Below are 19,713 nucleotides of genomic sequence, written 5' to 3'. Positions count from 1 at the left end.
CTATCCCATATTTAGAACTAAAACTAAAGCCTTGTCTTTTGCCTTGTTCTAGGAATTAGCATGTTTCGGTTCGCACATCTTGTGGTACGTTCTATGTAATCAAAACCTAAAAGCTGAAAAATAAATGATGAACATCAAAGAGGAGGACTTTACATTTGATACAGATGGTGAGTCAATTCAATATTTGAAAGAAATTGTTGAAAAGATGATGCTAGAACATGGGATTTTATCAAAAGAGGCAGTTGGAAGAATAAATAAGGTTTGGTTAAAGGTAGGATCTGTAAAAGGAGAAGGTGATCCGATATATCGGGAATCACCTGTTTATTGGGCATATCATTTTTATTATGGGAAAGACTCTTTTTGGTGGGTAGAAAGGAGAGAAGAAAATAACCTCCCACCTCTAAAACCTCTTCCCTATCTTAAATAAAAACAAGTGTAGAACTATAGCATATAGGTTTGAATATTTTGCTTCAAATGCTAATGAATTAAGGGAACTATGCTTATATTTATTGGCAATGAACCTTATTCATCATTAATAATATTGGTTATACGTAATAAAGAGTTACTAAAGGAGCAAAATATAGAAGATATATACGTCATTGTGTATATTTACTAGTTGTAGACAATCTCTTATCGAAGTTTATTTGCTCATATTTAGAACTAATATTATATAAGGAGGAACTAATAATCAGTATTAATGAGTTCAACAGATATGCAAATTAGATTACTAAAAACTAAAACATGTCATTCAATTCATTATTATTTACAGACGAAATAGAAATCGAGGCAAATAAACAACAAAATCAAAACCTAGTCATATATTTTAATGGTATCTACATTGATGACTTATCTAAATTACCATCCATCAAAACTGATTTTGAGTTGATTCTAGAAAAAGTTGGAAAAAAAGGGTTTCATGCACATAAAGCTTATAAAAACAAAGCAGACTCTAAGTTATTAATGCAATTAATGACAACCATAATTTTGAAGTATGAGTTGCACTGGTTCTCATTCCCATTTGTAAAAGAATGGTTAACAGATTCTAGATTAAATACGTATATGGAAAATGATGAAATAACTGTTCCTTTCAAGAAAAGTAATTACAGAGCTAGTGCGTTTTACTTCTACCTTCACTGCATAAATGAGCGAATTAAATATCTGCCTTCTTTTTCTCCTAAAGTTAGGCTCTACTCAGATAAAGATACTTACATAAGGCTTTATCACGGATTTGAACATGATGGAAATACATTAAATAATATTGAAAAAATAATTGGCTCAAAAGGAAAGGACGAACCTATTTTATATTTAGCAGATCATGTTGGTTATCTATTTCGAAAAGTCAAACTAGCTCTCCCCAAAGAAGGAGGAATTAATCAAATTAAAATAAATCCTAGTGACAAAGATTCTGAATTGATATATGATTGTGTGAAACATATAAAAATTATTAATTCAAAAAAACTATTTCACTATTTAGACTTTTGGAATATCCTAACTTAAAACAGTCTACAACAATGTATACAGACCATGCTAGGTTTCCGTCGGGTATCCTAAACTTCGTGGCATGACTAACGCCGCAAAATCATAGATTTTGCTAGTGCACTAAAGAAAATACTAGCAAAATCTACGATTTTTCTCTGGGACGGAGTAAATTAGATACGTATCCATGGTATTCCGCACAGTTTTGTATAATTAGAATGACTAAAAATAGACACATAAAATCTAAGAGGAAAACAACTTGGACAAATTTACGTGTCGAGATAAAAAAAATCTGTGACCAACTGAATATTTCTAAAGATGAATTTTTGGAAGTAAACATAAGGGAATGGAAAGGAATTGAATCTAAAATTTGGACAAGATTTTCTACAATTAAAAACTCAAGATGGATATGGGAATCATTGATAGATGACTATTCATCAATTTCTGTAAATTATGAGACTCTTGATTTAGAGTCAATAATAAAATCTTCAGAACAAGTTTGGTTTTTACTTGATGAAACTGTAAATGAACAGTCTAAATTTTGGATTTATGAAGGAACAATTAATGCGTTTGAGAAAATTTTCTGGGAATCTGGATATACTGACGAAATATTAATTGTTTCAAAGAAGTATGAATGGATTTTAATCATAAATCATCACGATATTATGATTGGAACTGGTAAAATGAAACATCAAATTGAAGAATTAAAAAAGTAGGTAACACTGTATAAAAATTCATAGCCGCCTATCGGAAAGCTATACTTATTATACAAACCGTTGGCATCAATAAATTTTCAATGAAAAATCCAATTCTTAACAAACTAAATCGACTTATAGAATCAGGAGTTAGAGAAAATATTGAAATTGCAGTACAGATTTCGGGAAGTTCAAACATAGATTTAGGAGCATTAATTGCTCCTTGGACTGAGTTAACAGAATTGCTAAACTTAGGTGAGCTTTCCATTCCTAATAGACTGGAACATATTATTAACTTAGAATATCTAGAACTCTTTAGCATACCTAAAGAAAAATTAAAAGAGATGGGTTATTACCTCCCTCAAAATATTAAGAAGCTTAATAAATTATCAGCCTTCACCTATCACAATAATAGTTTAAAAGAAATTCCAAAGGATTTTTTCGAAATGAAAAATCTAAAATATCTAAATCTTGAAACCAATTCACTAAAAAGTATCTCAAACGAAATTTCTGAACTATCAACCCTCGAACATCTTAGCTTAAGTCACAATAGAATTACTTATCTGAGCCCAAAAATTGGAGCTCTAAAAAAACTAAAAACTCTTTACTTGGATTTTAATCTATTAAAGAATATACCTCATGAGTTAGAAAAACTAAACTCTCTGGAGGAACTAAATTTAAAAGGCAATAGTATTGAAGAAGTTCCTAGTTTTTTGGGAAATCTAAAATCTTTAAAATCTCTAAATTTAAGCAATAATCCAATTGACTCTATTCCTAAATATTTTGAAAACCTTGAAAATATAGAGGAAATTAATCTAACTGCCACATATATTGAAAAAAGTGACGCAAGAACGCTAGCAAAAAAATTAAATTGTGATGTTTGGTATTCTTAAATACTAAACGGATGATAACAATTAGCGATCAAAATTAAGTGGGTCCGTGGGATCCCACTAATTTTATCGTGTTGTTACACTGAGCCCTCCAGTACAGTTGATCAAACAACCTTATTAAGATGAAGCTTGGTTGCAATAGAATTGAGATAACAAATTAAAAGATAATGAAAGAGTTTATAGATAATGGGAAACTATTGAGTAATTTTTACAATTATAGGATTGTAGGCTGTCCGAACTGTTCAAAACCTATTGATTTTAATGATTTAAAACTGATCTGTACTCATTGTGGGTATAATAAAAAATTTAAATTAATGGATCCTTGTTCTGGACTAAATTCTATAACAGTAGAAGTAGAAAATTTTCTAAAAATCGCTTGTTGCGGAAATATTTTATGGGCGATAAACTTAGAACATTTAACTTTTCTTGAAAGATATGTTGAAGCAGATTTAAGAACGAGAACTCCTAATATTAATAGAAGTTTGGTGAGTCGTCTACCTCAATGGATTAAGGATCGAAAAAATCGAAAGGAGGTTCTAAAATGCATAGTTAAACTGAGAAAGAGCTTAGTAGATAATAACTATGAATCAAAATAATAAATGTTGAAAGAAACTAATTGCCCAAGAGAAGATAGGATATTACCTATAATAGGAACGATTCCTGTAAGCTTATTACCCAAAAAGGAAGAAATTGGAGCCCGTTTGGGGAGTGAAACGGATTTTAATCAAGATTTGCTCCATAAGTATTATAATTGGACTTTGACTGGAAATGAGATAATAGTATATACAGGTTATGGTTATTGTGATGTAGAGATACCTAAAACATATACTTATCTAATTTGCTTTGATGAGCAGACAAAAAGCCTTGATGTTTTAGCAACTGTGAAATTTGCGATTTGGAATGGACGAATACCATTAAATATGATTGAGTCAGGTCATCATACTTTTTGCATTATTGAATTTGAAAATGGAATACCAGATATACTGAAAGAGCTTCCCAATTGGGATGATATTCAGCAAGGAAATTATAAGTACTACAAATTTGGTCTTTGCGAGAAAGAAGATGTTGACTTAATATTAGAGAAGATAGCTAATATGGAGTAGATCGTATAAGGAGCCCCAAAACGAAGCTCCTCTTATCTTCCTATAACTTAGGAAAACCTTTTTGCAGATCCCCCAAATCAGAAACCCCCAATTGCCTCAAGTAAGCATCCACCTGATCCAGTGAATGATGGCGAAGCTGAATTTGGAGTTGCTTGATATGAATTCCAGCCTTAACAGCAGCAACCGCTCCCGTATGTTTCCAAGAATACATTTTATAACGTTTGGTATCAAAGCCCAATCGTTTTAGGATAAGACGATGCTGCTCCCCGTACCGATTGGTACCAGTAGGAGACTCAGGACTATTCCCTGGAAACAAATAGTGATTGGGATTTCGTCCCCTTACTTTTCGTTCTACAATAGGGAAGAAGGCATCAGGAATCGCAATATATTGCTGCTTTTTATTTTTGGCAATGGTCGCAGGTACAAGTATCTTTTTATCTTCTAAAATAATATCCCCAACCTTTAGTAATCGAAGTTCTGACCTAGGACGTAGGAAGCAGTAATAAATAAATTGGACGAAAAACCATAGGTCCGTATTTTCCTTTTGCAGGATATTGATTAAAAAACTGCGTTGACTCATTGTAAAATAAGAAGCAGGAGTAGGGGACTTTTTTCTAGGTTGGAAAGGGCTGATGAGGTGTTGCATATCACAACATTTGAGCGCCTGATTAAGACACATAATATAACCATTATAAGTAGATGGCGTTAATCTTTTCTCTTTGGTTAGAAACTCAAGAAAGAAGCAACTTACATTCTCAGCATTCCATTCCCTTTGCTCCATAAACTTTAAAAAGATACCAATCTGAGATCTTTTACATTGATAGGTCTTTTTGCGCCAGGTAGATTTTAAATCGTCTAAGTTCTTGTAAATCTTAGCTGCAAGCTCGTTGTGGGATTGTTTTAAGTGATCTAATTGAAGTATTTTAACGATTCTTTGTGCAGCTTTTTGTCTTTCGTGGATGGAAGTAAATTGGTTGATATTACCGTATTTTTTCCTCTTTTTTCCCTTCTTATCCACATAGGAGACAAACCATCGAGCGGATAAGGAATTATTGCCTGTATATATTCTGGGCGGCAAAATTTTTTTATTCATTGTTTTAAACTTTTCTGTATTCAAGCATACAAAACGAGACAACAATGATACATTGATGGAAACAAATGGTATATCTTAGTAATTTATAGTTGGCTGGCTATAAACTAAATAAGATAAATTGTGGAGAATATCGGATAATACTTTTTTAGACCTTAACTCTTGTTTGTTAGTGTTATACATATATTTTTAGACAGCCTTTGTCTGCTCTGACTTTTGTAAGAGAATTCTGTAGTGAAAATGAACGATTTTTAACGATATACGATTGTATAAGGGAGAAGATAAAAATATATTTTGTCACTGTATAATTAAACATTATTAACAGATGGTTTATTTAGCTCACTTTTATAAAGGCACACTGTATTAACACAAAATACAGTGAAAAATGAAAGTAAATAAACATCGTAGTGGACTACGAAAAACCTTTGGCTTAATTGAGGATTATGGATTGATTGACTTTCCAAAGAAAATTTCAGGAACAAAAATTTCAAGGGTGCTTTATGGCAATCGTTTGGGATGCTCCTGGTGTTTTCCCCATGGATGGGAAGTTGTGAACTCAACAGAAAGTAAATACCAACGAAATTGGAAAAGCTTTAGAAAAACTCAATGGAAGTAAAGGTAAAAAGGTTGCTAAAATATTAGTTTTAGTAGCCTTTTTACTATTAGAAGAGAATCTTTTAATAAACTAGAGCTAATCTTTACTTTTGTGAGATTTTTAAATCCTTATAAAATAAAACTCATGTTATCAATTAAGAAAATACTATACTTTGTTCCTGTTCTTGTACTTTGCTCTTTTTATAGTTGCTATAATCCAGATCCTTGTGAGGCGTATAATCCAATTGATCAAAATTTTAGATGTCAACCTGTGTTAGGAGCATTTATGGATACAAGGGATAGTACAACTTATGAGACAGTAACAGTATGTAATCAAACATGGATGGCTGAACATTTGGCTTATAATACTCCTGATACATTGCAATATGTACTAAGTGATTCTATGGGGAGGTCAATGGTAATACCAGGTTTAGATACTGTATACGAAAATAAGTATTGGTATAATTTTGCCTCAGCACAATATGCTTGCCCCAATGGATGGCATTTGCCCAGTGTTAGTGAATGGGGCATACTTGAAATTAATCTAGGGATGAATCCACAAGATACAATTGATTATCCATTCTTTGGTAGAGCTTGTGGGTTGCCACCTGTTTTTATGTCAACAACAGGTTGGAATGGTAGGGGGACTAATACATCTAAATTTAATTTGAAAGGCCCTGTTGTTGAAAACTTATGGACGACAAGTTTTTATAGTTATTATTTGACTCCTAGTGCTCCTGACATAAGACCTGTTTATAAAACTTTTTCTTCAACAGCATTATTAATACATAATGATGTGTATAAAAATATTGCCAATGATGATAAGTATGTTTGTTGCATTCGATGTATTAAGGATTAAGGTTTATTTTAACTATGTCACAAAATGAAAATAACGAACTAATAAAAATAGAGTAGTGTCTTCAAAAAAAACTTCTGCCAAAAATACCGTTTTTTGTTTCCAACATCCAACAAACGCCAAAAATGCTCTTACTAATACAGAGGTAATTTAGTTAAGTAGTTAGTTATTAGTTAGTAATATAAAAATATAATTAAAAATAGTTAAAAAAAAGTGTTGGAGCGTGTTGGAAACGTGTTGGAAAAAGGGCGGTTTTGTTGGAAACAGAAAAGGACTTTGTAAAAACTCAATTTTGGATATAAGTTTGGTTTTCCAACAAAATGACCCCTTTTTCCAACAAAATAGCCCCTTTTTCCAACAAAAAAACACCTGTTGGAAAACGTAAGTTATTGGTTATTATGTATTTGTGTTAAAAAATGGGCTTGTTGGAAAAATAATATGGATTTAAGCTTTTCAATTTAAAAAAAAGATAGAAAAGGTAAAAAATGCTAAAAACTCAAAAGTCACAAAATTATTTTATTCTACTTGTTTTTATGATTGTAGAAAACTTACACTTTGTTATCCTTGTGTTTCTGCTCGAGTAATTCAATGATTTTATCTTTATCCTGTAGAGATCTATCCTTTTGCTCCAGTAACTTTTCATAAGTAGCTACTTGTTCTTTTAATAGATCGTGCATTTCTTTAAAAGATTTGCTGACTTGGAGCTCTACCATATATTTTAAGTCGGATTCTGTTGCTTGGTGCTCCAGGTCTTTCTTTTCATTTTGCAATATTGTGATAGCTTCTTTAAGCGGATGGGCTCTGTTGATGGGTTCTTGATAGGGGACTTTTTCATTTCTTAAGATTGGGCTATCATGTTTCTCGAGATAGAACTTCTCACGAAGCATTTCTTCTTCACCTAATAGCAGCCAATTGATATTAACACCCATTTTTGCAAGTGGTACTAATATCTTAGAACTAGGCATTGCTTCACCTCGAACGACTCTATTTAATGCAGATTGAGTGACTCCTAACTCTTCAGCAAGGTCTTTTACATATTTTTCTTGATTAAATAGAAAAAGCTTAAAGCGGTCAGATGTAGACATTTATAGAAAATCTTAAAAAAATTAACAAAATATTTTAATACTTTTATTGCCTTTTTGTTGTTTTAAAGACTAAAAAGGTTTTAATTTGTATTGTCAACATTAAAAACTTAGTGGAAAGAGCAAAGAATGTTGATAGAAAAAGTTCTTAATATTTAGCTAAGCAAGGTACTAACTTTTTGCTTTAGGCTAAAATATACAATGTCTTATTTATCGTGGAGTGATTCTGTGGGAAGAATTACAACGAATGAACAGTTGGGGGCTAGGCAGTTATTTTTTTTGCAACAATGAAATAATCATATCCTTATCTTTGATTTGATTACTCAAGGTAGTATTAGAAGCTTCTAATACTTTTATTTCTTTTTTGAGGTATTTAATCTCAGTAGTTAACTTTTGAATTTGGATATTATCAGTAGTAGAGTTAATATCTGTTTTGCCTTCAGCTTGTTTATTTTTAGCTGTTCCTTCTCTAAACATTTCCCCTTCTCCTACAAGTAACCAGTATATGTTAACCTCTGGATAGTTTTCTATCAGTGGAATTATAATTTTTGAGCTAGGAAGACCATTTCCTTGGATTATCTTATTGATAGAAGTAGAGGAAACATTTATTTTTTTTGAAAATTGCGATCCGTTTGTATTTAAAGCAAATAAAAGTTCTTTAAATCTTTGGTGTATAGTCATTTACTGGTTTTTTTTCTTTTGGGATAGTGCTTTTTCTTTTTTGGTTAAAAAGTTGTAAAATATTAAAAAAGATAACTTTTTGGTTCAAAAAGTTGCAAATCGGTAAAAAAGCTTATACATTTATAGCGTCAACATAACTACTTAGTGGAATGAGCAAAGAATGTTGACAGAAAAAGTTCTTAATATTTAGCTAAGCAAGGTACTAACTTTTTGCTTTAGGCTAAAATATACAATGTCTTATTTATCGTGAAGTGATTCTGTGGGAAGAATTACAGCGGATGAACGGCTGCACGGCTGTAGCTACAATACTATAACAAGGGGTTGATATAGTTAGTATAAGGTTCGAGTCCTTACGTTCAACAAAAATTCCATAATTATTTAATTGCAAGTCTTCAACAAGCTACTTTTTTTATAGGGTGGCTTGGCGAAGCTTTGCCCATAACTAAACAAATATGAAAAAAGACCAATTAACAATGCAGCAACTTTTTTGCCAGTTTTTGGATGAATTGGCGGTTAGTGTATACCGCAATTTGCACAAACGAATAGGAATCACAAAGAAGATGCTCACACACATTCGCAATGCGCCCAATAATGCTACTTATGAATTGACGTTAAAGTTTGCCAAGGCCTTGGAAATGGACGCAGCGGAATTGATTGATAACTATGGCTTAGGCATTTCAAAGATAACAGTTGAAGAATATAAAGGATTAAAATAAAAAAAGCTCCTAAGCGCCAACTTAGGAGCCTAATCTCCTGCCTTACGGCAGAAAAATAAAGCAATACAAAACTATGAAAAATTTTATAAAAAATCCTTATTCCTTAGCTCGTAAAGGAATAAGTTCTTTGATAGCCTCCGAAAGTATGGAGGCTACGCTAGATAAAAAGTTCAAGCATACGACCTTTTCCAAACGCTTTTGGTTGGTCAATTTGTCGTTGATGGCTTTAGCGTTTGCGGTTCAAATTGCCAGTTTAATAACAGCTGGGTTGATGTTGTACCATTACTTTGGCAATGTTCCGATACTGTTAAGAATCCCTTTGTTATTAGTAGTTGTCCTGGTTATTGAAATTATTAAACGTATTGCCTTAGATGATGTGCTAAAATCTGCTTTTCAATATCGAGAATTTGAGCACTTTTCTTTTGCGGTATCGGTCGTTTTTGTCGGCATTAGTATTGGAATCTCTTATGGTGGGGCTTCTTTTGTAGCGGACTTAATGCTACCAGAGCCAACAGAGGTTGAGCCAATTTTAAAAAGTGATGCGAGTATTAAAGCAGATTATCAACAGCAGATTGCAGCGATAGAACAGGAACGAGATACGTTGAGAGCCACACGGCTTTATTATGGAAAGCTTAGACACGAAGACCAACGCTCGATTGATGAACACAACAAAAGCATCAATGATTTGATTGCTCAGCAACGAGAAGAGTTGCGCAATTTAGCAGCAGCCAATGAGGGATTGACTGCGGAGGCAGACACCGCCACAGCTGGGCTGATTGCAGCCGTTTTGAAAGAACGTCAGACGTTACGGCAGCAGTTAGAATATACGGTTTTAGGCTTTGAAACCTTGCTCTTATTGTGCTTGTGTTTTAGTTGGTGGTACTATGATAATTGCCGAAAAGAGCGCTTAGGCTTGGAAGAAACGGCAGCCGTTGAAAATGAGGAGCCAACGGCAACAACGGCAGTAGTAACGCCAGCCGTAACGGCAGCCGTTAGACGGGGAGGAGTGGCACCCGTACTCAACCAAAAAAAGATAGGATTTATAGATTACCAGGAGCAGCCAACAATCGAAAAAAACGGCAGCCGTACGACAGTAGAAAAGGAAGTGAAATATACAAGAAAATGTCCTGTATGTAAAAAGGGGTTTATCCATAATTCATGGAATCATACGTATTGTACCGAGCAATGTAAAATTACAGCTTGGGAAGAACGGAACGGAAAAAAATACACAGGACGCACGAGTAAAAAAGCATAAACCAACCCTATAAAAACACAAGATGTATATTACAAATATTGAGCAACTAAAATCAAAGTTTGAGATAGAAACCATTGTTTCATCTCTTACGGATTGGAAAGAAGGCAGCAAAGCAAAACTTTGCTGCCCATTCCACCAAGAAAAAACACCTTCTTTTTCAATCTCAAAATCAAAAAATATAGCAACTTGTTTTGGGAGCTGTGGCAAAACGTATACACCGATTAGTTTTGTGATGGAATACAAGCAAGTTGATTTTTTAGAGGCAGTAGAATACGCAGCAAAAATACATCATTTAGCGGTTGAATATGCCGAGAATGTAAGTGAGGAGCAGCTGGAGCAACTGAAGAAACGTCAACAGAAAAAAGAGCAATATTTATTGTACAATCGTTTGCTGGCAGCTGCTTATTATAACCATCATCATGGAGCTGAGGAGCTAAAAGGGGAGATTCAATTTGATAAAAGAAGTTTACAGGGATCAACCGTCAAAACATTTGGAATTTGTCAAACGCCTGAAGCCTGGCATTTTACAAAAAACTTGAAATTAGACAACCGTATATTAAAGGAACTAGGCATTATTAAGCAAGGAAAAAAAGGTTTTTTTGATGCCTATAGAAATAGAGTGTTGTTCCCGATACACAACCCAAGCAAAGCAATAGTAGGCTTTGCAGGTCGAGCGATGAATGATGACCAAATCAAGTATTTAAACAGTCCTAAAAGCGAAGTTTACCACAAAGAGCAGCTTTTGTATGGTTTGGCTCAACAGCTTTCAGCCATCAAGAAAACAAAAACCATGTATTTGGTGGAGGGCTATTGGGACGTGCTAAGTTTGTATGATGGTGGGTTCTTAGGAGCAGTAGCCACTGGGGGAACATCATTGAGCAAGCAGCAGGCTAAATTAATCAATCGCTATGCTGAGCGTGTTGTTTTATTGTACGATGGAGACAAAGCAGGAATAGAGGCAGCGATAAAAAATTTACCCACATTGATTGAGTTAGGGCTTCATGTTGATATAATCGCTTTGCCCGAAAAACAAGATCCTGATAGTTACATTAGAGAGATAGGAGCGGAGGGCTTCACCATTTATTGCAAGACAAATAAAACCGATGCAATCAATTGGTATTTGGAGCATGAGCTTCAAAACTCAGACCGTGATAATTTTGCGATTCAGCGAATCAGCGAGTTAGCAGTTGAATTGATTGCTAAGATAAAAAATGAGCTAGTAAGAGATTGTTACATTCGTGATGTATCCAAACTATTGGATATAAAACAAAGTGTGTTAAGCATCCAGTTACGGGATAAAATGGGGGCTTTGAACTTTGAAAGCGAACAAAAAAGTCTAAGTTCAAAACAACGGGCGGACTTGTTTAAATATGGCATGTATGAAGATGGGAATCAATACTGGTGCTCTAATGCAAAAGGTGGTTATACTTGTGTATCTAACTTTGTGGTTAAGCCTTTATTTCATTTAAAATCAAAAGACAATCCTAAGCGCCTATTTGAGTTGTTAAATAAATACAATCAAAAGGTTGTTTTAGATGTAGAGGCAGCGGTTTTGGTGAGCTTAGATAAGTTTAGATTAGCGGTAGAGGCAGAAGGTAATTATTTTTTTACAGGCAATATAGCGCAGTACAACCGCATCAAAGGCAAGATTTATGATGAAATGAAAACTTGCTATGAAATAGACGTACTAGGTTATCATAGAGATAATTTTTACACCTTTGGAAATGGTATTTATACGATAGATAAAGGCTTTATTCCTGCCAATAACTATGGTATTTTAAGCTATCAAGATAAGCGTTATTTTTTGCCAGCCTTTAGCGAAATTTACAAAGATTCCAGTCAACTGTTTAAAGATGAAAAAAACTTTGCTTATCAAGATTCAAAAATCACATTCAAAGATTGGTCAACACTTTTTTGCAAAGTACATGGAAGCAAAGGACAAATAGCCCTTTGTTTTTATGTGGCTGCTTTGTTTAGAGATGTGATTCATGATTATGTAAATTTTCCTTTACTCAATTTATTTGGTCAACCAGGAACAGGCAAGTCTTTTATGGGAAAAAATCTATCTTATATGTTCGGCATTGCCAAGGATGGTTTTAATTTAAATAGTGGTACACAGGTTGGTTTTTACAATCGTTTGGTATTGGCTAGAAATGCCCTGGTGTTTTGTGAGGAATATTTTAACTCGATAGATTCGAGATTCATCCAGGGGCTAAAATCCATTTATGATGGAATAGGGCGGGAGAAAGGACAAAAGACAGGAACAAAGAGTTTGGTTAGTGAGGTTTATTCGGCTTGTATGTTTGTGGGTCAAGAGCTGCCCACTTCAGATAATGCTTTGTTTACTCGTGTTATTAATTTGGCATTTTCACAAACAGAGTATACACAGGAAGAATCAGATTTGGCAGACGAATTGAAGGCAATGCGCAAGAATGGGGAATTGATAAATATAACGGCAAAATTAAGCGTATTAAGACCACATATCCAAGATAACTATGGGCAGCAATACAATCTTACCTTTTCTAAATTAAAAAAAGCGGTCAAGGCAGACACTCGATTGATAGAAAATTATGCTTCTATTTTAACGGTATTTGATTTGCTCAAGGAAAAGGTAGCTTTTCCCTTCAGTATGGAAGAAGTTTATAAAAATTGCATCACAAATATTCTATACCAAAACGACCAAATTCACAGCGAAACAGAAACAACAACTTTTTGGGATATTATCGAATATTTGGCAAGTACTAATTTATTGATAGAGCAAGTAGATTACAAAATTGAGGAGCGGTTCGACTGGAAAGGCAAACGATTTGAAAGACCTAAGCGCCTATTGTATTTATCTCTATCCAAATCTTTTCCTTTATATAGAGAGCATCATAAACGGCAATTTAGCAAAGATGGGTTGACCAAATCATCTTTGTCCCATTATATCAAAACACATTTTAGTTTTATGGACTATCTAAAAAGTACCCGAATTGGCAAAAAAAATACATCTGCCTTTGTATTTGATTATGATGTTTTGAATATAAGTATAGAAGATGAGCCAAAAGCCTCAACAGATTATGCAGCAGAAAATGAAATTTGGGCAGAGCAAGAAGCACACGCCAATAAGATTGCCGAAAAGAGGAAAAAAGAGGAGGCAGAAATAGCTAAAAAACAAATGAAACTTTACAATAAAATCATAGCTGGTAAAAAGGGAAGGAAATCGAGTAAATAAGAGCGTTACAGCTATCTTAAAAAAAACATAATGAAGGGTAAAAATGAAATTATTTGCACAGGTTTTTTGTTACTTGTTATGAGCTTGATTTTAGGAGGGACTAGTTATGTTGTATAGTTCTACTCTTATGGGATATTTTACTATTTAACCAAATACTTTAAAAAACATGAGCCTTAGTGAAAATATTAAAAGAATATTAGAATTATATAAGCTAGAGGATGATGGCTTGTTGACAGCCCCAAAAGGGAAAATTCGTGAAACTCAAAAGTTGAACAAACAAAAATTATTAGAGCGGTATAAGGGAGGGGATGAAAAGTTAGCAGGGAGAGCCGCAAGAAATAAACATGAAATTGATGTATTAATTGCAGACCTTTCAAGAGAGCGAGAATTAAAAAATCTTAACTTCTTTTATATGATTAGCTTTGATTCTCTGTTGCGCTTAAAGTCAATCTATCAATACCAAATAGAGCTGCTAGAATTACAATCTAGAGTTGAAAAGAACAAAAAGTAAATAAGAAATGATCGTATAATTAATGTTTGTTTACGATTACGCTATAAAATACAAGCCCTAGGACAAAAATTCTTTTATATCTGAAGAGTGCCTAATATATTTGTTGTAGGGAACTAAGTTGAGCGGGCAAACAGGATAGGAAAACCTAAGCTAATCCAATTGCACCCTAAAAAGTGGTTTTACTACTTCCTGTTTGCTACTCTTTTTTTTAAGTACCCAGATAGCCCACCTATCCACAATTCCACTTCACGATAAAAGACATTGATCTAATCTAAATCATACACCAATCAATGTTTTTTTTATGCCTTCAAAGAATACCGCTCAAGGAAAGAGCGACCAACCACCATTAATTGATAAAAGTATTGTACTAAGACTGATTAAAGCCCAAATGAACGGGCTACAAGAACAGGCTCAAGAACTATTAAGCAGAGAATTAATAGTTGATACAGATTCGTTGAGTGCTGATCCTGATCAAGGGGTTCAGCAAATCATTACACATGCCTCTCTAAGCAGTAGCTTAACGGAATTAAAATCATTGTACCATCAAATAAATGCGCTTTAAAATGGATTCATTAGTGAAACAATTACAGTCAGAAATAAGGGAAGAAAAACCACAAGAAACAAGAGTTGAAACAACGTTTCAAACAGAACCTCAAACAATACCTCAAACAGAGGTAGAAACAGCGAATACAGCCCAAAAACAAATAAAAACAGCAGAAAAACAGGATTCCACACAAGCTTCAAACAATGCAGAAACAATCGAAAAAAAAACTTCAAACAATGTTTCAGACAATTCAGAAAAAACGGAAGAAAAAACGATAGAAGAAGAGGAAGATCCTTTGTGGGATTATATGATGAATGAAGACAAAAGAGCAGAGGAGGAGGAAGAAGAAGAAGAGGAAGACCCTTTGTTAAATAGTATAGAAGGGCCAGAAGATAGAACAGTAGAAGAGCAGATCGAAGAGAGTACAGGCGAGAGCCAAAAAAACTTAGATACCTTGGCTTCATTGGGGGTAGCGGTCATGGATTATTTAGATAATTCTAAAGCCCAATTGTGTGCTGCAATTGGTGGCAAAGAAGCGGCGTTTTATGCTTCAGATACAAAAGCAAAAAAGGCGCTCATTAATGCGACTAAAAACTATATACAAGAAATCGGAATTAAGCCGCCTAGTCCTACGCAAACTTTTTTGATAGCAGTAGGTATGTGGTTACTCCCTTCTTTAAGTTTGGCAGGTTTTCAACGCTTCAAATTAATACGAGAAGGAAAAAATAAACCAAGCATCACCCCCAATACAGCAGAAAACCTAATGGACCAGGAACCAATAGGAGAGCAAAGCGAGGAAGAACAGCCAGCCCCAGCAGTAGATTATACCACAACAAAAGAATATCAATCAGGCAGACGGTTATTTGGTCGCCATGCAAATGGTACTTATCGCCGCTTGAGTGATGGGGAGTATGCCAATGTTGATTTGGCAGATGAATATCCCAGTGCTGAACTATTAGCCCTACTGGAAAAAGGGTACAGTAATGCAGAAATTAGAGAAATTATATATGGTGAATAACTGAGTTAGAACCGCCAATCATTTATAAATCACACATCACAAAAATAGTATGGTAAGAACAATTTTAGAAAATCATCTGAAGACACAAGCACCAGTCATAGAACAAGACTTAATGAGCAAGGCAGGGGAGTTGTTAGCTTATGTTTCAAAAGAGCAAAACATTTCTGCTTATGGACTGAGTTTATTGTTTAAAGTAGCAGAAGGCAAACTAATTGGTCAGGTAATTACAGCGCAAGCCAAAGAGGTTTATTGCTTAGATGCTGGAGCGTTTTTTAGTGAGATGCTAACAACACAGCTGGAGCAAGCACCTGATTTATTAAAGAAGCAAATTTTAGCACAGTTGGGAGGGTCTAAAATGGAAGCGCTGTTTATTTCTATGCTTCAAAAAGATTATATGTTGATTCGCTATAATCGAAAGCAAAAATTAGAGTTGCACAAAATAACGTCAACGAATAGCGAACTAGTGAACCTCCAAGATTTTATAAAAACCGTAAAATTGTAATAAAATGAATGAGCCACTTAGAATAATAGAGACAAATACAATAACCGTCCATGAACCAATTGAACAAGAACAGCTCGGCAGATTTAGAGCCATAGCAGGTATTTTTTTAATTCGTAAAAAAGGGGAAAAGGAGGTTTTGTACATTGGTAGAAGTATCAACTTATATTGTACGATAATGCGCTTATTTCAGAGCCAAGGCAAGCTAGTACAGGAGTCTAATAAAGATTTTAGTTTTGAAATATTGACCAGCTCTCATATCTATATGTCAACAATGACATACATCTATTTAAGAAATTTCTTTCAACCTCAACTAAATACCAATTACAAACCAAGGAAACTATCGAAGGTTGAAAAAAAGCAGCGTAAGCGAATTTTAAATGCGTACCAGGAACAATCTGTATTTGATAAAGTAGGGGAACATAAAAGCGATAGTTAGTGTATAGTTTTATTGGATTTGTATTTTTTTGAAGCCATCTCATTTGAGGTGGCTTTTTTTATTTAGAAAGTGTGTAAGCTTTATTTAAGAAGTGTGTGAACTTTATTAAAAAAGTTTGCACACTTTTTTAATAATAATAACTACAATATGATTTTTATTTGTTAGATTTCTTGCAATAGAAATAAGAAACGTTTTGAGGAATTAAGGACTAAAAACAAATAATGTCAGAAGAACACAAAAAACAGTTGGAGCAACAGCTTTGGAACATTGCCAATACCCTAAGAGGCAAAATGAATGCAGATGAATTTAGAGATTATATTTTGGGCTTTATTTTTTACAAGTATTTGTCTGAAAAAATGCATCTGTATGCCAATCGTTTGTTATCTGAAGAAGACATAACAGAATACACAAAAATTGAAGAAGATAGCCCAGAAGGACAAGAATATTTAGAGGCAATCAAAGTGGAAGCGGTAGAAACGTTGGGCTTTTTCTTAAAGCCTAGTGAATTGTTTCACCAAGTCGCCATGCGTGGAGCTGCTCAAGCTGAAGACGAGGAAGCAACCACGCAAAGCAATTTTATATTAGAAGATTTGACCGCTATTTTGCGGAGTATTGAACAGAGCACCATGGGAGCAGGAAGCGAGGACGACTTTGAACAATTGTTTGAAGATTTGGACTTGACTTCTACCAAGCTAGGACGTACCGAAAAGGATAAAAATACCTTAGTTGCTAAGGTGTTGGTGCATTTGGATAAGATTGATTTTAAATTGGAAGATACGGAGGCAGATGTTTTGGGAGATGCTTACGAATATTTAATTGGTCAGTTTGCCAGTGGTGCAGGAAAAAAGGCAGGGGAATTTTACACCCCTCAACAGGTTTCTATGGTTTTGGCTAAGATTGTAACCACGGGCAAAACAAAATTAAAATCGGTTTATGATCCGACCTGTGGCTCTGGGTCTTTGTTGTTGCGAGTGGCTAAGGAAGTGAAACAAGTCTCTACCTTTTATGGGCAAGAAATGAATCGTACGACCTACAATTTGGCTCGTATGAATATGATTATGCACGATGTTCATTATAGTAAATTTGACATCAAACAAGAAGATACCCTCGAGCAGCCCCAACACCTTAATTTAAGAGCGGAGGCAATAGTGGCCAATCCTCCTTTTTCTGCCAAGTGGTCGGCAAATCCTTTGCATAATAATGATGATCGTTTTGCCGCTTATGGAAAGCTAGCGCCTAAGTCCAAGGCAGATTTTGCCTTTGTGCAACACATGATTCATCATTTGGATGAGGACGGTACCATGGCAATTGTTTTGCCACATGGGGTTTTATTTCGTGGTGCTGCGGAGGGTTTGATTCGTACTTATTTGATTGAGTCTTGTAATTACTTGGATGCGGTGATTGGCTTGCCTGCCAATATCTTTTATGGGACAAATATTCCGACTTGTATTCTAGTGTTTAAGAAAAATAGGGAGCATAAGGATAACATCTTATTTATTGATGCCAGCCAGGGGTATGAAAAAGCAACTAATCAATATGTTCTAAGGCAAGAAGATATTAATAAAATTATAGAAACTTATAGAAATCGAAAAATAGAAGATAAGTACAGTTATGTAGCTCCTATAACGGAAATTATAGAGAATGATTATAACCTTAATATTCCTCGCTATGTAGATACGTTTGAAGAGGAAGAGGTAGTAGATTTATCAAGTGTATCAAAAAAAATAAAGGCTCTTAATAAAGATATTCAAAATTCAGATGAAATTATTGGCGCTTTTTGTAAAGAATTAAACCTTGATACTCCATTTTAATATAGAACGAATGAATACCGTTAAGCAAAAAATAAAGAAAACTAAATTTCCATTATTACGATTTTTAGAATTTACTGATAGTTGGACATCTATTTTAATAGAAGAAATTATAAATAGGGTCTCTAAGCCTGTAGATGTTGAAGCAACAACTCTTTATCAACAAATTGGAATTCGCTCACATGGAAAAGGCATTTTTTATAAGGAACATGTTACAGGAAAATCTTTAGGTAATAAGCGAGTCTTTTGGGTTCAACCTAATATGTTCATTGTTAATATTGTATTTGCTTGGGAACATGCAGTTGCAAGAACAACAGAAAAGGAGTTAGGAATGATTGCTTCACATCGTTTCCCAATGTATGAACCTATAAAAAATAAAGTTGATTTAGATTTTCTTATGTATTTTTTTCTAAGAAAAAGAGGTAAATATCTATTAGGTTTAGCATCTCCTGGAGGAGCGGGTAGGAACAAAACATTAGGTCAGCAAACATTTGCTAAATTAAAAGTAAATATTCCCACGCTCCCAGAACAACAAAAAATAGCCAACTTCCTATCCTCCGTAGACAAAAAAATCGAACAGCTCCGCCAAAAAGTAAGCCTTTTAGAAGACTATAAAAAAGGCGTGATGCAGCAAATTTTTAGCCAACAAATCCGCTTTAAGGATGATAATGGGGAAGCGTTTGTGGATTGGGAGGTTTCTAGTTTAGGTAAAAAAGCAATAATAGGTAAAGGTTTTACTCCATCGACTAAGGATTCTAAGTATTGGAAGGGAACAAATAAATGGCTCTCAATTGCTGATATGAGGCAAGGGAAATATATTTTTGATACTAAAAAAAAGATTACAGATATAGCAATAAAAGGAAAACAAGTGCTAAAAGAAGGAACACTTATTATGAGTTTTAAACTTACTCTAGGTCGATTAGGAATTATTCAATCTAAAATGTTTACAAATGAGGCTATTTGTAATTTTAAATGGAAAGATAATAGCATATCTACCCAGTATATGTATTATTATTTAAGTTCCATAAATGTTAAATCTTTTGGAAGTCAAGCAGCAAAAGGAATAACTTTAAATAATGCTAGTTTAGACTCTATAACAGTCAAGCTACCAGTGTATAAAGAACAACAAAAAATAGCCAATTTCCTAAGCAGCATAGACGATAAAATACAACAAACCCAAACCCAACTAGCCCAAACCCAACAATTCAAAAAAGGCTTATTACAGCAAATGTTTGTATAAAA

At 34.1% G+C, this 19,713-nt stretch carries 21 protein-coding genes; 18 read left to right on the top strand and 3 right to left on the bottom strand.

The window, feature by feature from the left end:
* The first annotated feature begins 124 nt into the window (after positions 1–124).
* The 6 genes from AsAng_RS15880 to AsAng_RS15855 all read left to right on the top strand — a co-directional run bounded on the left by AsAng_RS15880 (position 125) and on the right by AsAng_RS15855 (position 4,164).
* The gene (locus AsAng_RS15880) at positions 125–427 is read left to right on the top strand and encodes a hypothetical protein (RefSeq protein WP_264788084.1); all 303 of its coding nucleotides are present in this window, start codon (positions 125–127) and stop codon (positions 425–427) included.
* Positions 428–741: 314 nt separating this feature from the next.
* The gene (locus tag AsAng_RS15875; RefSeq protein ID WP_264788083.1) at positions 742–1,497 is read left to right on the top strand and encodes a hypothetical protein; all 756 of its coding nucleotides are present in this window, start codon (positions 742–744) and stop codon (positions 1,495–1,497) included.
* Positions 1,498–1,694: 197 nt separating this feature from the next.
* A complete protein-coding gene (locus AsAng_RS15870) occupies positions 1,695–2,192 on the top strand; it encodes a DUF6756 family protein (protein WP_264788082.1) in 498 nt (165 codons plus the stop codon).
* An 80-nt stretch (positions 2,193–2,272) separates the two neighbouring features.
* Positions 2,273–3,064: a leucine-rich repeat domain-containing protein gene (locus AsAng_RS15865; RefSeq protein ID WP_264788081.1), complete on the top strand. Its 792-nt coding sequence runs from the start codon at positions 2,273–2,275 to the stop codon at positions 3,062–3,064.
* A gap of 164 nt (positions 3,065–3,228) precedes the next feature.
* Complete coding sequence (locus tag AsAng_RS15860; RefSeq protein WP_264788080.1) at positions 3,229–3,657, top strand: hypothetical protein; 429 nt, start codon at positions 3,229–3,231, stop codon at positions 3,655–3,657.
* Between the two features lie 3 nt (positions 3,658–3,660).
* Positions 3,661–4,164, top strand: a complete 504-nt coding sequence (locus AsAng_RS15855; RefSeq protein WP_264788079.1) for a hypothetical protein — start codon at positions 3,661–3,663, stop codon at positions 4,162–4,164.
* A gap of 40 nt (positions 4,165–4,204) precedes the next feature.
* On the opposite strand, the gene AsAng_RS15850 is transcribed toward AsAng_RS15855, so the two are convergent.
* A complete protein-coding gene (locus AsAng_RS15850; protein WP_264788078.1) occupies positions 4,205–5,257 on the bottom strand; it encodes a tyrosine-type recombinase/integrase in 1,053 nt (350 codons plus the stop codon).
* 382 nt (positions 5,258–5,639) lie between these two features.
* On the opposite strand from AsAng_RS15850, the gene AsAng_RS15845 reads away from it, so the two are divergent.
* Both AsAng_RS15845 and AsAng_RS15840 read left to right on the top strand, forming a co-directional pair.
* Positions 5,640–5,870, top strand: coding sequence for a hypothetical protein (locus tag AsAng_RS15845; RefSeq protein ID WP_264788077.1), 231 nt, complete (start codon positions 5,640–5,642; stop codon positions 5,868–5,870).
* Positions 5,871–5,993: 123 nt separating this feature from the next.
* On the top strand, positions 5,994–6,707 hold the full coding sequence (locus AsAng_RS15840) for an FISUMP domain-containing protein (RefSeq protein ID WP_264788076.1): 714 nt from the start codon (positions 5,994–5,996) through the stop codon (positions 6,705–6,707).
* A 545-nt stretch (positions 6,708–7,252) separates the two neighbouring features.
* Here the strand turns inward: AsAng_RS15840 and AsAng_RS15835 are convergent.
* Positions 7,253–7,789 (bottom strand): helix-turn-helix domain-containing protein, encoded by a 537-nt coding sequence (locus AsAng_RS15835; RefSeq protein WP_264788075.1) that lies wholly within the window; start codon positions 7,787–7,789, stop codon positions 7,253–7,255.
* Between the two features lie 267 nt (positions 7,790–8,056).
* Positions 8,057–8,467, bottom strand: coding sequence for a hypothetical protein (locus AsAng_RS15830; protein WP_264788074.1), 411 nt, complete (start codon positions 8,465–8,467; stop codon positions 8,057–8,059).
* 452 nt (positions 8,468–8,919) lie between these two features.
* On the opposite strand from AsAng_RS15830, the gene AsAng_RS15825 reads away from it, so the two are divergent.
* The 10 genes from AsAng_RS15825 to AsAng_RS15780 all read left to right on the top strand — a co-directional run bounded on the left by AsAng_RS15825 (position 8,920) and on the right by AsAng_RS15780 (position 19,711).
* A complete protein-coding gene (locus AsAng_RS15825; protein ID WP_264788073.1) occupies positions 8,920–9,183 on the top strand; it encodes a hypothetical protein in 264 nt (87 codons plus the stop codon).
* 73 nt (positions 9,184–9,256) lie between these two features.
* Positions 9,257–10,438: a hypothetical protein gene (locus AsAng_RS15820; RefSeq protein WP_264788072.1), complete on the top strand. Its 1,182-nt coding sequence runs from the start codon at positions 9,257–9,259 to the stop codon at positions 10,436–10,438.
* Between the two features lie 22 nt (positions 10,439–10,460).
* Positions 10,461–13,652: a DNA primase gene (gene dnaG / locus AsAng_RS15815; protein ID WP_264788071.1), complete on the top strand. Its 3,192-nt coding sequence runs from the start codon at positions 10,461–10,463 to the stop codon at positions 13,650–13,652.
* A 166-nt stretch (positions 13,653–13,818) separates the two neighbouring features.
* On the top strand, positions 13,819–14,163 hold the full coding sequence (locus AsAng_RS15810; protein ID WP_264788070.1) for a hypothetical protein: 345 nt from the start codon (positions 13,819–13,821) through the stop codon (positions 14,161–14,163).
* A gap of 301 nt (positions 14,164–14,464) precedes the next feature.
* A complete protein-coding gene (locus AsAng_RS15805; protein ID WP_264788069.1) occupies positions 14,465–14,725 on the top strand; it encodes a hypothetical protein in 261 nt (86 codons plus the stop codon).
* Position 14,726: 1 nt separating this feature from the next.
* Positions 14,727–15,725 (top strand): hypothetical protein, encoded by a 999-nt coding sequence (locus AsAng_RS15800; protein WP_264788068.1) that lies wholly within the window; start codon positions 14,727–14,729, stop codon positions 15,723–15,725.
* 49 nt (positions 15,726–15,774) lie between these two features.
* Positions 15,775–16,227, top strand: coding sequence for a hypothetical protein (locus tag AsAng_RS15795; protein ID WP_264788067.1), 453 nt, complete (start codon positions 15,775–15,777; stop codon positions 16,225–16,227).
* A gap of 4 nt (positions 16,228–16,231) precedes the next feature.
* Positions 16,232–16,663: a hypothetical protein gene (locus tag AsAng_RS15790; protein ID WP_264788066.1), complete on the top strand. Its 432-nt coding sequence runs from the start codon at positions 16,232–16,234 to the stop codon at positions 16,661–16,663.
* Positions 16,664–16,884: 221 nt separating this feature from the next.
* The gene (locus AsAng_RS15785) at positions 16,885–18,474 is read left to right on the top strand and encodes a type I restriction-modification system subunit M (RefSeq protein ID WP_264788065.1); all 1,590 of its coding nucleotides are present in this window, start codon (positions 16,885–16,887) and stop codon (positions 18,472–18,474) included.
* A 10-nt stretch (positions 18,475–18,484) separates the two neighbouring features.
* On the top strand, positions 18,485–19,711 hold the full coding sequence (locus AsAng_RS15780; protein WP_264788064.1) for a restriction endonuclease subunit S: 1,227 nt from the start codon (positions 18,485–18,487) through the stop codon (positions 19,709–19,711).
* The last annotated feature ends 2 nt before the right edge of the window (positions 19,712–19,713 follow it).

It is taken from the genome of Aureispira anguillae (assembly GCF_026000115.1).
In the GTDB taxonomy this organism is placed as follows: domain Bacteria; phylum Bacteroidota; class Bacteroidia; order Chitinophagales; family Saprospiraceae; genus Aureispira; species Aureispira anguillae.
This window is presented reverse-complemented; position numbering and strand designations above follow the sequence as displayed.